The sequence below is a fragment of the Cellulosilyticum sp. genome, from assembly GCF_982396655.1.
Genome location: NZ_CEVXFV010000021.1, coordinates 52,640 through 66,444, shown reverse-complemented (window position 1 = coordinate 66,444; position 13,805 = coordinate 52,640). Strand labels below are relative to the sequence as shown.

Annotated in this window: 14 protein-coding genes; 11 read left to right on the top strand and 3 right to left on the bottom strand. The window is 35.4% G+C overall.

Features of this window, described 5'->3' with window-relative positions:
- Nucleotides 1-54 precede the first annotated feature (54 nt).
- Entirely contained in the window at nucleotides 55-927 is an 873-nt protein-coding gene (locus tag AC1VAQ_RS10815) for an AraC family transcriptional regulator (RefSeq protein WP_302598072.1), read from the bottom strand.
- A 172-nt stretch (nucleotides 928-1,099) separates the two neighbouring features.
- On the opposite strand from AC1VAQ_RS10815, the gene AC1VAQ_RS10810 reads away from it, so the two are divergent.
- The gene (locus tag AC1VAQ_RS10810; protein WP_479903891.1) at nucleotides 1,100-2,482 is read left to right on the top strand and encodes a family 4 glycosyl hydrolase; all 1,383 of its coding nucleotides are present in this window, start codon (nucleotides 1,100-1,102) and stop codon (nucleotides 2,480-2,482) included.
- Between the two features lie 33 nt (nucleotides 2,483-2,515).
- Here the strand turns inward: AC1VAQ_RS10810 and AC1VAQ_RS10805 are convergent, their stop codons facing one another.
- Entirely contained in the window at nucleotides 2,516-3,520 is a 1,005-nt protein-coding gene (locus AC1VAQ_RS10805) for a helix-turn-helix domain-containing protein (RefSeq protein ID WP_303244255.1), read from the bottom strand.
- A 248-nt stretch (nucleotides 3,521-3,768) separates the two neighbouring features.
- On the opposite strand from AC1VAQ_RS10805, the gene AC1VAQ_RS10800 reads away from it, so the two are divergent.
- From AC1VAQ_RS10800 to AC1VAQ_RS10755, 10 genes are all read left to right on the top strand, one after another.
- On the top strand, nucleotides 3,769-4,722 hold the full coding sequence (locus tag AC1VAQ_RS10800; RefSeq protein ID WP_302598076.1) for an iron-hydroxamate ABC transporter substrate-binding protein: 954 nt from the start codon (nucleotides 3,769-3,771) through the stop codon (nucleotides 4,720-4,722).
- Nucleotides 4,709-5,701 (top strand): FecCD family ABC transporter permease, encoded by a 993-nt coding sequence (locus tag AC1VAQ_RS10795; protein ID WP_302598077.1) that lies wholly within the window; start codon nucleotides 4,709-4,711, stop codon nucleotides 5,699-5,701. Before AC1VAQ_RS10800 ends, AC1VAQ_RS10795 begins: the two co-directional genes overlap by 14 nt.
- Nucleotides 5,701-6,708, top strand: coding sequence for a FecCD family ABC transporter permease (locus AC1VAQ_RS10790; RefSeq protein ID WP_302598078.1), 1,008 nt, complete (start codon nucleotides 5,701-5,703; stop codon nucleotides 6,706-6,708). Before AC1VAQ_RS10795 ends, AC1VAQ_RS10790 begins: the two co-directional genes overlap by 1 nt.
- A gap of 18 nt (nucleotides 6,709-6,726) precedes the next feature.
- On the top strand, nucleotides 6,727-7,521 hold the full coding sequence (locus tag AC1VAQ_RS10785; protein ID WP_302598080.1) for an ABC transporter ATP-binding protein: 795 nt from the start codon (nucleotides 6,727-6,729) through the stop codon (nucleotides 7,519-7,521).
- Nucleotides 7,518-8,774, top strand: a complete 1,257-nt coding sequence (locus tag AC1VAQ_RS10780; RefSeq protein WP_302598082.1) for an MFS transporter — start codon at nucleotides 7,518-7,520, stop codon at nucleotides 8,772-8,774. The genes AC1VAQ_RS10785 and AC1VAQ_RS10780 overlap by 4 nt, the downstream gene beginning before the upstream one ends.
- A gap of 178 nt (nucleotides 8,775-8,952) precedes the next feature.
- Nucleotides 8,953-9,561 (top strand): metallophosphoesterase, encoded by a 609-nt coding sequence (locus tag AC1VAQ_RS10775; RefSeq protein WP_302598084.1) that lies wholly within the window; start codon nucleotides 8,953-8,955, stop codon nucleotides 9,559-9,561.
- A gap of 167 nt (nucleotides 9,562-9,728) precedes the next feature.
- Nucleotides 9,729-10,940, top strand: coding sequence for a GNAT family N-acetyltransferase (locus tag AC1VAQ_RS10770; RefSeq protein ID WP_302598085.1), 1,212 nt, complete (start codon nucleotides 9,729-9,731; stop codon nucleotides 10,938-10,940).
- Between the two features lie 178 nt (nucleotides 10,941-11,118).
- Nucleotides 11,119-11,853 (top strand): bactofilin family protein, encoded by a 735-nt coding sequence (locus AC1VAQ_RS10765; RefSeq protein WP_302598086.1) that lies wholly within the window; start codon nucleotides 11,119-11,121, stop codon nucleotides 11,851-11,853.
- Between the two features lie 18 nt (nucleotides 11,854-11,871).
- Entirely contained in the window at nucleotides 11,872-12,639 is a 768-nt protein-coding gene (locus AC1VAQ_RS10760) for a polymer-forming cytoskeletal protein (RefSeq protein ID WP_302598087.1), read from the top strand.
- A gap of 28 nt (nucleotides 12,640-12,667) precedes the next feature.
- Nucleotides 12,668-13,288 carry a DUF4004 family protein gene (locus tag AC1VAQ_RS10755; protein WP_302598088.1) on the top strand — a complete coding sequence of 207 codons (621 nt, stop codon included), beginning with the start codon at nucleotides 12,668-12,670 and terminating at the stop codon, nucleotides 13,286-13,288.
- A gap of 90 nt (nucleotides 13,289-13,378) precedes the next feature.
- Here AC1VAQ_RS10755 and AC1VAQ_RS10750 read toward each other — a convergent pair whose 3' ends face one another.
- A complete protein-coding gene (locus AC1VAQ_RS10750; RefSeq protein ID WP_302598090.1) occupies nucleotides 13,379-13,804 on the bottom strand; it encodes a ferritin-like domain-containing protein in 426 nt (141 codons plus the stop codon).
- Nucleotide 13,805 lies beyond the last annotated feature (1 nt).

Below are 13,805 nucleotides of genomic sequence, written 5' to 3'. Positions count from 1 at the left end.
ACGGTGGTGTGAGAGGTCGGATAATCAATTAATGGTTATCCTCCTACTCGATTATTAGTAAGATTGAATGGAAGTTTTTTCGCCCTTGTTGATTTTGCGATATTGTAGAGGCGAAAGACCGAGATGTTGTTTAAATACACGGCCAAAGTGCGTGGAGTTGGTATAGCCAACAGTTGTAGCAACTTCTAAAATACTTAAGTTTGTGGTGGTAAGAAGTTCTTCACTTGCACGAATACGTACAGTATTGAGATACCCAGTAAAGTTGAAGCCTGTTACCTCTTTAAATGTTCGGCAGAGATAATAGGCATTCATATAGAATTTGCTTGCGATAGAATGAAGCGTAATGTCTTCATTAAAGTGCTCGTTGATATAAGTTGTTACCTCAGAAATTTTCTTATGTAAGCTACTTGGAAATTCCAAGTAGTTATTTTTATGTTTAGGAGAGATTCTACTTAAGACAATGAGTAATTCTACTAAACTAATGCGCGCATAAGTTTCATAACCTGGAAGCTCCTCTTTTTTTTCACGAAGCATTTTAAATAGAAGTGATTCTATAAAATGCTGTTCTTTAGGTGAGAGGCTTAAAACAGGTGAAGATTTGGAAAAGCACTGAAGCAGATTAATATCTTCAATAGAAGAGATGAGAGAGGCAATGTATTCAGGTGAGAAATTAATAAGAATACGTTCATAGACTTTACTTCCTACATGAACAGTCTTGTGTACATCATATGTATTAATTAATACAATATCCCCTTTTTTTACATAATAAGAACGGTCTTTAATAAAGTAGTAGCGTTCGCCAGAGAGTTGATAGTAGATTTCAAAATGATCATGATAATGATGAATAGGCATTAAATCTACTTGTTCACGCTTGGCATATTCAATAAAATATCCATTTGAATTAATATGACACATCTTTGAGTCCATATGAAAGTCACACCTCCAAGTAATTAATATTATACCATATATTTGGCAAAAACGTAGAATAGAAAATAAAAGCAAAAAAAGTTGAAAATGTATGCAAAATTAAAAAAATGTAGAGAAAAAACAATGAGATAAAGTACAATAATGATATAGACTATTTTGAGGGGGGAATGCAATGAAATTTATGGGAAATTGCGTACAAGATATACAGATTACATATATTGGTGGTGGCTCAAGAGGATGGGCCTGGAGTTTAATGAGCGATTTGGCGACGGAAGAAAAAATTTTAGGAACCGTAAAGCTATATGATATAGATTATGAAGCAGCATTGAGCAATGAGAAGATTGGAAATGCATTAGCTAAGAGAGAGGATGTAAAAAGCAAGTGGCGCTACAAAGCAGAAAAAAATTTAGATGAAGCATTAAAAGGCGCAGACTTTGTAATTATATCCATACTACCTGGTACTTTTGATGAAATGGCTTCAGATGTACATACACCGGAGCAATATGGCATTTATCAATCTGTAGGTGATACAGTAGGTCCAGGTGGGCTGATTAGAGGATTACGTACAGTGCCAATGTATGCAGCGTTTGCAAAAGCTATAGAGAAAAATTGCCCAGAGGCTTGGGTTATTAATTATACGAATCCTATGTCTATCTGTGTAAAGACACTTTATACAGTCTTTCCTAAGATTAAGGCATTTGGTTGCTGTCATGAAGTCTTCCATACACAAAATTTATTGGCAAGTGCATTAAAAGAGATGGAAGGCATTGAAGGTGTACAAAGAGAGGAAATTAAAGTCAATGTTTTAGGAATTAATCACTTTACATGGCTTGACCATGCAAGCTATAAAAATGTGGATTTAATGCCTATTTATAAGAAATTTGTGGATAAGTATTATACAAGTGGCTATGAAATGGGGAAAATCGGCAACTGGATGAATGATTCATTTGCTTGTGCAAACCGCGTGAAGTTTGACTTATTTAAGCGTTATGGACTTATTGCAGCAGCAGGAGATAGGCATTTAGCAGAATTTATGCAAGGTAACTGGTATATAGAAAATCCAGAAACAGTGATGGAGTGGAAGTTTGGACTTACAACTGTCACTTGGAGAAAGCAGGATTTACAGGAGCGACTCGCAAAAAGCAGAAGGCTTGTCAGTGGTGAGGAGGCGTTTGACATTAAAGGCTCAGGTGAGGATGGTGTAAAGCAGATTAAGGCATTATTGGGGCTTGAAGATTTAGTGACCAATGTAAATATACCAAATCAAGGACAAATTACAAACTTAGGATTAGGGAATATAGTAGAAACAAATGCCCTCTTTAGAAAAGACCAAGTTATTCCGCTTATGGCAGGGAGGTTGCCTGAGCCAATACAAAGCATTGCCATAAGGCATATTGCAAATCAAAATACCATTGTAGAAGCAGCACTTACAAAAGATAGAAATAAAGCATTTATGGCATTTGCAAATGATCCGCTCGTAACTATTTCATTAGAAGATGCAGAAGAATTATTTAATGAGATGATTAAGAATACCGAAAGTTATTTAGATATATAAATAGAGATAATTTTAAGCAGGAAAAAGGCCCCTCTAGCCCTTCATTTTACGAAAGGCTAGAGGGGTTTTTCCATGTGCTTTCTTGAACATTTTTACGAAGTTGCCGCTGTAGTGATAGCCTACACGTTTGGCGATTTCATCTATGCTGAGCTCCGTCGTTGAAAGGAGGTTTTCAGCTTTTGTCATGCGAAGAGAAGTGGTGTATTGGCTGATGGACATATGATATTTGGCTGAAAAGCCAGCTTTTAATTTTTGCTCATTTAGGAGGACCATTTTGCTGAGGCTTTTAATAGTGGGTGGGTTGCAAGCTTCCTTAGTTAAGATAGTATGAGCCTTTTGGATGGCAGCGGCATCAGCAGCAGTTAAGGTAAGGTAGCGGTCTTTGCCTATTTTAATGTCGCCGTAACTTAACTGGTTTGTAAAGACATTTTGAGGAGTGGCAGAAAGTTCATTGTAGAGTAGGGCGATACATTCTAAAATTTTGCTTTCTAAGTAAAGAGCTGTGAGGTGATCGGACTCCGATAAATTACGCAGTGTTTGAATAATAGAGGCTACTTCCAGGGGAAGATAGCGGTAAGTATAGTTAGTGATGAATTGATCAAAGTCTAGCGTTTGTGGGAAATTAGGTTGAATGACTTCATCAAAATATTTTTTATGGATTGTAATTTCAGCCCCATGAAAATGCGTTCCCTTTGACCAATTTTGTGTACCTTTAATGGCTCTTTCTACAACGAAAAAGGAAGAAGGGCTAAAAGAGGAAACAGGAGAATCCTCTATTTTAAATTTTGTTTCGCCTGTGTAAACTGTGCCGAAGCGCATGAGTTCTTCTTGATGATCGAATGATAATGAAAAGTCATGGGGAATTGTATAATCCCCTACACCAAAGTCGTAGTAGCCTTCTCGTCTATATAAAATAAAGTAGCCAAGTTCTGGACGGGTATCATTTTTGTAGAGGGTATAGTTTTTCATAGAATGAGGGGTAAAAGTCATATGTTTCAAGACTTTTTGCTGAAAGTCTTTAGTTGTTTTAGCAATCATGATGTCTCCTTAGTTTCTGTCAATGTATCATTACCTATAGTATACCAAAAATAATCATATTGGATGATAAAATTATTATATGAGGTGAAAAGATTGAAATGATAATCAGTCTCATATAGAATCTAAAAGGCAGTGAAGCGTAAAAGATGACGATTCGCTGATAGATTGTTTAATTAATGTGAAGAATTAAAATTTAGAAATTAAAAATTGATGTCGAGATGATACATATAAAAATGGAGGATTAGAGAATGAAGAAAAAATTATTAGCAGCTTTACTTGCTTTTGGTGCAATGAGTACAATGCTTGTGGGATGTGGAAATACACAAAATGCTGAGGGGACTACACAAACTGTAGCACAAACAGTGACAGTAACAGATGTAAGAGGAGAAGTGGAGATTCCAGCTGAACCTCAAAGAATCGTAGATTTAAGTGGGAATAGTGATATCTTATCTATTTTAGGTTACAAAGTAGTAGGAACAGCAAATAGTGATGCTTATGACTATACTAAGTTTCCATCTTATTTAGAAGAAACATTACAAGGTGCAGAGATTTTAGGATATAGTATGCAAGATACTATGGACGTAGAAGCAGTTATGAACTTAAATCCAGACTTAATCGTTATTTCAACAGTTCAAGAGAAAATGTATGACCAATTAAGTGAGATTGCACCTACAGTTATGATTAGCTTAGACGCATTAGATTGGAAAGAAGACGTAAAGGCTTTTGCTAAAGTATTTAATAAAGAAGAAGCAGCAGATGCATGGCTTGCAGCTTATGAAGCAAAAGCTGAAAAAGCTGGAGAAGAAATTAAAGCTGAATTCGGCGAAGATACAAGTTATCTTTCATTCTTAGCAAGTGGGGGACAGTTCTTCATTTTTGATGGTGCAGGATTTGGTGAAGTATTATATGAAGATATGGATCTTGCAAAACCAGAAGGGATGCCAGAACAAACAGATATCAGCTTACCAGTTGTAACTTACGAAGGACTTGCAGCAATTGATACAGATTATATCTTCTTAATTGCAACTGATGAAGATTTAGCAGTACTTGAGCAAAATGCGATTTGGAATAACTTACCTGCTGTTAAAGAAGGACATGTGGTTACTTTAGAATCATCTCCATACTTTAACCAAGGTTACAGCCCAATCGGAAGAGACTTACTAGTAGATGAAGTAGGTGAAATGTTAAATGAAACAAAGTAATAAAAATACAAGCCTTTTTGTGATTTGTAGTTTGTTACTTTTAATGACAGGACTGATCCTAGCCGTAAGGCTAGGGTCTGTCCATATTACTTTTAAGGACATTTGGAATAGTATTTTTCATTATAATGAAACGCTAGAAATGATGTTAGTGAGAGATGTACGTATTCCAAGAGCTCTTGCTGTACTATTTACAGGAGGTATATTAGGAGTAACAGGTAGTATGATTCAGGGCGTGACTAGAAATCCTATTGCTGAACCTTCTATATTAGGGGTAAGTCAAGGGGCGACACTTGTCATAGCTATTTTTTATGCTATGGGCATTGGGATTAATACAACCAGTGTAATGATTGCAGCTGTAATAGGTGCCGTAGCAACTGGTCTGATTGTACTTGGATTTATTTCAAAGAAGGCAAATAATGCATCTATTACAAAGATACTTTTAGCAGGAACTGCTATGAGTACATTTTTTATTTCATTAACAACTGTAATTGGCTTGTTATCCAATCAATCACAGATGATAGGATTTTGGGTATCAGGTGGTTTTAGAAATGCTTCTTGGGCGGATTTTAAATTAGTCTTTATTGTAGGGATGATAGGACTTATTATAACGATTTTATTGTCTCCTAAAATTAATATACTGAATCTGGGGGATGATGTAGCTATTGGGCTTGGTCAGAATCCAGAGAAGATTAGATTTATGACACTGATGGTGATGATACCAATGTGTGCAGCAGCAGTAGCTGTTGGGAAGAATATTGCTTTTGTGGGGCTTATTGTGCCTCAGATTGTAAGAAGGTTATTAGGAGAAGATTATAGAAGAAATATTCCATGTTCATTCTTATTAGGTGCAGTACTTCTGACTTATGCAGATATTGCGGCAAGAATGATATTTGCTCCTTATGAGATGCCAATTGGAATCTTTACTGCATTAATTGGGATACCATTCTTTATTTCAGTAGCTAGAAAGGAGAGGGGATAATGAAGAAAAGAAAAGTTAGAGGAGCAATCATTGTTTTACTGGCATTGGTCGTTATCTCCTTTGCGATTACATTATGCTGGGGAAGTTATCAGGTTTCAGTAGGCGAAGTGATTAATACTCTTTTAGGAAAGGGTACAAAGCTTCAAAATGTAGCTGTACTTAATATCAGGCTGCCAAGACTTTTAGTAGGAATGTGTGTGGCAGTTGCATTATCAACAGCTGGGGCACTTCTTCAGACGATTACTAAAAATGATTTAGCGGATACAGGGATTATTGGAATTAATGCGGGTGCAGCTGTAGCGGCTGTGTTATTTATTACGTATCAGACTTCCAATTACTATAGTGAGTTAGGTTCACTTTCAATTTTTGTATTGCCATTCATGGCGATTGTAGGGGCAGCAGTCAGTGCATTTATAGTTTATATGTTATCAAGTCGCAAAGGGATTAGACCTAAACGACTTTTGCTGATAGGGATAGGATTAAATGCAGGGCTTAATGCGTTTATATCCTTTTTTACGTTTAGAGGCGGCGTAGGTGATTATAACCGCGTACTCATTTGGACTTCAGGAAGTTTATGGGGCTCAGGATGGAGTTATGTGAAGGTTATCGCGCCTATTGTCATCATTATGTTTGTACTAGTTTTATTAAACTATAAAAAGTTAGATGTATTAAATCTTTCTGATGAAATAGCCTTATCACTAGGTTTAAATTTAGAAAAGGAGAGAAAGAAATTCTTAAGTTTCGCTGTAATCTTAGCAGGGACAGCAACAGCCTTTGCAGGAAATATTGGTTTCCTAGGTTTAATCGCCCCACATATGGCGAGAAAGTTAGTGGGGCCTTATCACAAGAATTTTGTAGTTGTGTCAGCTATGATTAGTACGGTCATTATTCTCGTAGCAGATGCAGTTTCAAGAAATTTATTTTCACCGATTGAGATTCCGGTAGGAATTACAGTATCAATATTTGGTGTGCCATATTTCATTTATTTAATGATGAAAGAAAATTAGCTAGAACGGAGGGCTATAATGGAAGCAATTCGCGTTGAGAACTTAAAGGTAGCTTATGAAAATAATACAATCATAGAGAACCTCAATTTATCTTTTCCAAAAGGAAAGATAAGTATCATTATTGGTGGAAATGGTTGTGGAAAGTCTACTTTATTAAAAACAATATCAAGAATTAATAAACCTGCCCATGGAGACATTTTTATTAATGATAAAAATATCAAGAAAATCAAAGAAAAAGACATCGCTAAAGAAGTGGCATTTTTACCTCAAGGACCTGTTTGTCCAAATGGACTTACAGTGAGACAGCTTGTAGCTTATGGACGATTCCCACATCAGAAGATGATAGGTGGTCTTAATAGTCATGATAAGGAAGTAATTGATTGGGCAATAGAGCAAACAGGGCTTAGTGAGTTTGCAGATAGAGAAGTTGAAAATTTATCAGGCGGACAAAGACAGCGTGCATGGATTGCTATGACTTTAGCACAAGAAACAGAAATTATTATGTTAGATGAACCAACAACTTATTTGGATTTATCTTATCAACTTGAAGTTTTAGAGATTCTTCAAAGACTTAATAAAGAAAAAAATATTACTGTAGTCATCGTACTTCATGAGATTAATAATGCTTTTAAATTTGCGGATCATATTATTGGGCTCAAAAAAGGAAAGATTGTTTGTGAAGGAAAGCCAATGGAAGTCATTACAAAAGAGACTTTAAAAGAAATCTATGGCATTGCAGCAGACCTTAAACAAAGTGAAACTGGAGATTACCCAGTATGCGTTGAGTATGAGTTGTTTAGGGAGAAGGTATGATAAATAGAAACTTCATTATTATAGTCATAGGACAGATTATTTCTTTGTTTGGCAGTGCGATTCAAAGATTTTGCATGTCCTTATACGTATTAGAATTTACAGGAAGCACAGCAACCTTCGCTCAAATATTAGCCATTTCAACAGTGCCTTATATCTTGTTTGCACCGATTGCAGGAAGACTTTCGGACCATATTAACCGTAAGAAAATCATGGTTTACTTAGATTTCTTATGTGCGGCATTAATTGGCCTTTATGCCCTCATATTATTTAGAGGGCAAGACAATGCATTTATTGTAGGGAGTGTAATGTTCCTGCTTTCAACAAGTGCCACTTTATATGGGCCAGCAGTAACAGCCTCTATACCACAGATTGTAGATGAAGATAAGCTAACATCAGCTAATGGAATTATTAATCAGGTAGGCTCTATTGTTAATTTTGCAGGGCCTATACTTGCTGGTGTTTTATATGGATTTATGGGCATTAAAGTCATTGTAGTCATTAATGCCGTGAGTTTCTTATTATCAGCTGTTATGGAGTTATTCTTAGAGATTCCAGATGTAGTGCGACAAGAAGAAAGATTAGAAGATGTGGTGCGAGAGCAGAAACAAGTAGCATGGCTACAGTTCATCAAGGATTCTTGCAGCGATATGAAAGAAAGTTTTACTTATTTAAGAAAAGAGAAAGGTGTAATCTTAGGAATTATCTTCTCTTATGCCTTATGTAATATTTTCTTAGTACCAATCTTATCGATTGTGGCACCTTTCTTTATTAATGTAGACTTAGGTTTATCATCACAAGTATATGGCATCGTTGAAGCTGTCTGTGTATTAGGCATGATATTAGGCGGCTTTTGGATTAGCGTGAAACCCAATATGTTTTCTATTAAAAAAGTACATTATACATATTTTCCAATGATTATAGGGGTATTTATGATGTCGGCATTAGGATTTATTAACTTAAATCCATATGTACTTGCAGCCCTATTTGCTTTAAGTGGATTAGCTATTATGTTGTCATTGTCCTTATCAAATGTACTGACATTAACCTTTATCCAAAAAGAAATACCAGCACAGATGTTAGGACGTGTCTCAGCCTTTTCAACGGCTGTAGCAACGATTAGTGTGGCACCAGGGCAATTATTATTTGGACAAATTATTGAAATAGGTGTGCCAATGGGAATTATTTTATTTGTGACAGCACTTATCAATATTGGCCTTGTGGTATATGTAAAGTGGAATGTAAGAAACGTATAGAGAAGACAACTAAAAACTTGAAATATACACAGAATAAGTAAAAGGTATACAAATCTAGGCAATGTGAATAGAAATATAGAGATGCTGAAAAAGTAGATAAGAGATTAAACAGTCTTTTATCTACTTTTTTTTAGTATAATAGAAACATGATATAACATAGTAAATAGGAGGCATGCCTATGAATGAGAGGATTTATTATGTATCGGATTATCACTTTTTCCATGAGCTATCATTAAAAAGAAGCAGGTCATCATATTTTAGTAGCATTGAAGAGATGAATAAGGAAATGATATATCGTCATAATCAAAAGGTTAAGGCAGAAGATCATATATTTATTTTAGGGGATATAATTGTTTGTAAGGAAACAGCATTAGAAGAATGTCTGATAGAAACAGTGGATAAATTAAATGGACATTTACATTTAATTTTGGGAAATCATGATTATAAGTTTAGGGAGGAAGATGCCTTTATCAAGCGATTTGAAACTGTGGATGAGGCGAAGCTTATAAAAGACCAGGAGAGGTGGATTCAATTATTTCATTATCCTATTTTAAGATGGTATCGCAAAAATAAGGGGGCTTTTCATATTTATGGGCATCTACATGATGAGCAGAAAGGAAAAGAAACGCAGTGGCTAAGAAGAAAAAATTATGCCTTAAATGCTTGCGTTGAGGTGAATGGGTTTGAACCTTGTACCTTGCAGGAATTAATTATTAATAACCAAAAAATAAAAGATGTTGCCCTAGATGAAAGCATTAAGAAAGTGCTGACATATGGTGAGGCATAAGTATAGAAGTAAAATAACCGTGAAGAGAAATGAGACATTGGAGAATGTCTCATTTTTTATGCAATAAGAATATATAAATAACTAGAAATGCCAATACTATATTAAATAACTAGAAATGAGAAGACGCTAGGCCTGTAGAAATGAATGAAAGGGAGGGTGTAATCTATATGGCAAGGAAGAGACAGTTAAAAATGAAAAAGGTTGGTGTTGAACATCTAGAACAATATAATCAACTTTTAAGATACGTTTTTCAAGTAACAGATCAGGAATTGCAGCAGATTGGCTGGGAAGAAAAAGAAATGATTAGGGCCAAATCACCTACCTTAGAAAAGGCAGATGTACTAGGGTGGTTTGATAGAGAGAAGCTTATTTCACAAGTAGCTGTCTATCCTATGAAGGTACGTATATTTAATAGGACTTATGAAATGGGAGGGCTTACTGGCGTAGGAACTTATCCAGAATATGCCAATCAAGGCCTTATGCATAAGTTATTGGAACAAGCCTTAAAAAATATGAAGAAGCGTCATCAAACCATATCTTATTTATTCCCATATTCTATTCCATATTATCGTAGAAAAGGATGGGAGATTATATCAGATAAGATTACATTTGAAATAAATGATTATCAGTTACCTAAGAATAAGCAGGTTTCAGGTGAAGTAGAAAGGGTGTCTGTAGAGAGTGAAGTGATTAAAACAGCATATCACCGATTTGCCATGCAGACTCATGGCGCGTTGCTACGTGATGAGCTAGCATGGAATGAGTATTTTCTTTGGGATCCGGATGACCTTATGGCAGCAGTTTATTACAATGATAAAAATGAGCCAGATGGTTATGTGCTTTATAGCATTAGAGAAGAAGTTTTTCATATAAAAGATATGATTTTTATAAATGAAGAGGCACGTACGGGTTTGTGGAACTTCATTAGCGCACATTTTTCTATGATTTCTAAAGTAATAGGTAACACTTATACGGATGAGCCTTTAGCCTTTTTATTAGAAGATGCAGATATTAAGGAGAGTATTTCACCTTATTTTATGGCACGTATTGTAGACCTAGAGGCGTTTATTGCCCAGTATCCATTTAAGCCAGATACAATAAAGCGAGAATGGACATTTACAATGGATGACCCTATTTTAGCTTGTAATCAAGGCACCTTTATTTTAACTATTTCTAATGAGGGAAAGGGCCAGGTTGTGCATACATCAGGCAAGACAAATGACCGCATTGATATTCAGACAATGACGACTATGTTATTGGGATATAAGCGGCCAGATTATTTATATAAAATAGGGCGACTTGTATGTAGTATGGAAACATTAGATATGTTAGAAGATGCTATTGAGCAGCAGACACCTTATTTCTCAGATTACTTTTAAAGATTATTTTTAAAGATTATTTTTAGATTTTATGAAGAGTTATTTTTAATAGAGTGGGAGACGTCACGAGAGCTATGTCGCGATGCCTCCTTTATTTTATAGATATCCTTGACAACGTAACATTGTTATGCTAATCTGAGTTTAATCAATAAAACAATGTTACGAAGGGGTGGTTGGAATGGAAAATAAGAAATTATATTCAGTTAATATAAATGGCATGGGTAAATACACAGGTGGAGAATTTGACTGTGTGAATATTGCAGGAACCGGAAAGGTTGAAGGAAACGTAAAGTGTAATGAGCTAAATGTATCAGGCACTATTGCAATAAATGGAGATTTGGCATCTAAGGTAAGTACAGTCTCAGGAACGGCTAAAGTAGGAGGCGATCTCTTCGGAGATGACCTTACTGTATCTGGTATGTTAAAAGCAATAGGGAGTGGCATGGTTAAAAATGTGACTATTAATGGGATGATGATGCTAGAAAAAACTTTTAAGGTAAGAAGGCTAGAGAATAATGGCTCAATTAAGGTAGATGGAGATTTAAGTGGTGAGCAGATTTATTCCAATGGCATGATTGAATGTAGTGGTCTTTTAAATTGTGAGAACTTAGAGCTTAGATTATCGGGTGTATCACATGTTCATGAGATTGGGGCAACTACTATAAAAGTAGAAGAAGGTAATTCAGGAGTTGGCGGGTTATTGAGTTTCCTAATACCTAAGCGATATAAAAATAATCAATTAGTAGTAACAACCATTGAAGGCGATGAGATTTACTTAGAAAATTGTGAGGTGGAAGTAGTAAGAGGTAAGCATATTACAATTGGACCAAATTGCAATATTAAAACCATAGAATACATTGAAACACTAGCAGTTGATGACAAATCAATCGTTAAAAATAGTATGAGACAATAATAGGAGGTGAAAATAAAGATGAGTAGTGTAGATATTAAGATTATGGGTGATGGATTTATTTCAGAAGGTGAATACGGCAGTATTAAGATTATGGGGAATACTTCTTCTGAGGGAAATGTAAAAGCAAGTTTAGTAAGTGATATGGGGAATGCAACGTTTAATGGGGATGTAGATTTTGAGACATTAAAGGTTATGGGAAATATGCAGCAGCAAGGTAATTTAGTGTCTCAGCGTACAAAGGTATTAGGCAGTCTAGAAGTAAAAGGAGATGCACAGATAGAGAACTTAGTTGTTGATGGCGAAACGGTATTGAATGGCGACTTAAAGTGTAACAATGTTACAGTTAGCGGCAAATTAACTGTAAGAGGGAATATATATGCCAAAGAAGTCAAAGTACAAGGGGAAATGAGAGCAGAAGGCAATATTTCATCAGAAGAAGTTAGCGTAGAGGGTGAAATATGCTGTCAGGGGTTACTTAATGCTGAAAATATCATGATTACGCCAAGAACAACTTGTTACTGCAAGGAAATAGGTGCAACTAAAGTAACTATTCGAAAACCTAAACATAATTTATGGGTGAGTTTATTTATAAATGGCCGATATGGCAAGTTAAAAAGCGAACTAATAGAAGCAGATGAGATTGAGTTACAACGTGTAGAAGCAAAAGAAGTTAAGGGGCATAATATCAATCTTATTGACGATTGCAAGATTAATCATGTAGAGTATTCAGGAACATTTACGATGTCAGAGACATGTAGCGTGGAAACACAGACACAAAGAGGGTAAGAGAAGTTAATGAGAAAGGGCGAGATCAATGGATGAACTTATTTCAAAAAAAGACCTATTAGAGACTGCAAAAATATCCTATGGTCAACTTTATAGATGGAAACGCATGGACCTTATACCAGAAGAGTGGTTTATTAAGAAGGCAACCCCTACAGGACAAGAAACATTTTTTGTTAGAGATAAAATTTTAGAACGCATTGAACTTATTTTATCCATGAAGGATACAACCTCTTTAGATGAGATTGCAGAGGTATTGGGCAAAAAAGAAGGAGAAAAAACTTATAAAATAGATGCCTTATTGGAAAAAGGGGCAATTAGTCCTTATACAAAGGAAGTATTTTGTAATATATATGAAGCAGAAAAAGGCATTGCAAAAAAAGAGCTACTAATCTTAGCTATTATTGAAAAATATATTTTAAAGTCTGTGATGACGGTAGAAGAACTTAAACTGATGGTTCAGATTATTGAAAAAGAGTTTGAAGGGCTTTATACAGAAGAAGGGCGCATTTATTTGCTTAGAAAATATGGCGTTTCATTTGTTATGGGATGTAAAGATTTTAAGCAGGTAGTATGGGAGGAACAAGCGGTAAAAGTGGTAGAAGTAGAGTTACTAAAAGAAGTTAGTCAGATGAATAAGGCATTAATTTAGCAAAGCCATAAAATTAATAATGCAAAATTAAAAAAGTAGTATTCTACATAAGGAATACTACTTTTTTTATGATTTTTAGTTGGTTTCTCTTTAAAGTCGATTAAGTAAACCTTGGAGCATGCTTGCGTGTCTTGCTTCATCTCGGGCAGCATGGTCAATAAAGGTATAGAGTTCTTCGAGGCCTGCAGCTTTAGCCTTTTGAGCAAGTTCGGCTTTAAATTTATTCGCACCGATTTCACCATTCATCATATTAGTAATATTGGTTTTTGTGCAGTCAGATATTTTACCTGTAAGTTCGGCGTACTGAGCGGCATGTTCAGCTTCTTCCCAAGCAATAACCTTTAGAACTTCAGCAGCTTCTGGATAGCCAGCACGTTGAGCTACTCTAGCCATAGCAAGATAGAGTCCAACTTCAGCAGTTTCACCTGCGAATTGCCCATTTAAGCTAGCTTTGAGTTCTTCATTATCCTTGGCATGACCAAGTTCATTTTCAAGTACAAAGTTTAATTTTTCCATG

Excerpts from the sequence above, each read along its gene's own strand:
- AC1VAQ_RS10815 (WP_302598072.1), bottom strand. The coding sequence starts at position 927 with ATGGACTCAAAGATGTGTCATATTAATTCAAATGGATATTTTATTGAA.
- AC1VAQ_RS10810 (WP_479903891.1), top strand. The coding sequence starts at position 1,100 with ATGAAATTTATGGGAAATTGCGTACAAGATATACAGATTACATATATT.
- AC1VAQ_RS10805 (WP_303244255.1), bottom strand. The coding sequence starts at position 3,520 with ATGATTGCTAAAACAACTAAAGACTTTCAGCAAAAAGTCTTGAAACAT.
- AC1VAQ_RS10800 (WP_302598076.1), top strand. The coding sequence starts at position 3,769 with ATGAAGAAAAAATTATTAGCAGCTTTACTTGCTTTTGGTGCAATGAGT.
- AC1VAQ_RS10795 (WP_302598077.1), top strand. The coding sequence starts at position 4,709 with ATGAAACAAAGTAATAAAAATACAAGCCTTTTTGTGATTTGTAGTTTG.
- AC1VAQ_RS10790 (WP_302598078.1), top strand. The coding sequence starts at position 5,701 with ATGAAGAAAAGAAAAGTTAGAGGAGCAATCATTGTTTTACTGGCATTG.
- AC1VAQ_RS10785 (WP_302598080.1), top strand. The coding sequence starts at position 6,727 with ATGGAAGCAATTCGCGTTGAGAACTTAAAGGTAGCTTATGAAAATAAT.
- AC1VAQ_RS10780 (WP_302598082.1), top strand. The coding sequence starts at position 7,518 with ATGATAAATAGAAACTTCATTATTATAGTCATAGGACAGATTATTTCT.
- AC1VAQ_RS10775 (WP_302598084.1), top strand. The coding sequence starts at position 8,953 with ATGAATGAGAGGATTTATTATGTATCGGATTATCACTTTTTCCATGAG.
- AC1VAQ_RS10770 (WP_302598085.1), top strand. The coding sequence starts at position 9,729 with ATGGCAAGGAAGAGACAGTTAAAAATGAAAAAGGTTGGTGTTGAACAT.
- AC1VAQ_RS10765 (WP_302598086.1), top strand. The coding sequence starts at position 11,119 with ATGGAAAATAAGAAATTATATTCAGTTAATATAAATGGCATGGGTAAA.
- AC1VAQ_RS10760 (WP_302598087.1), top strand. The coding sequence starts at position 11,872 with ATGAGTAGTGTAGATATTAAGATTATGGGTGATGGATTTATTTCAGAA.
- AC1VAQ_RS10755 (WP_302598088.1), top strand. The coding sequence starts at position 12,668 with ATGGATGAACTTATTTCAAAAAAAGACCTATTAGAGACTGCAAAAATA.
- AC1VAQ_RS10750 (WP_302598090.1), bottom strand. The coding sequence starts at position 13,804 with ATGGAAAAATTAAACTTTGTACTTGAAAATGAACTTGGTCATGCCAAG.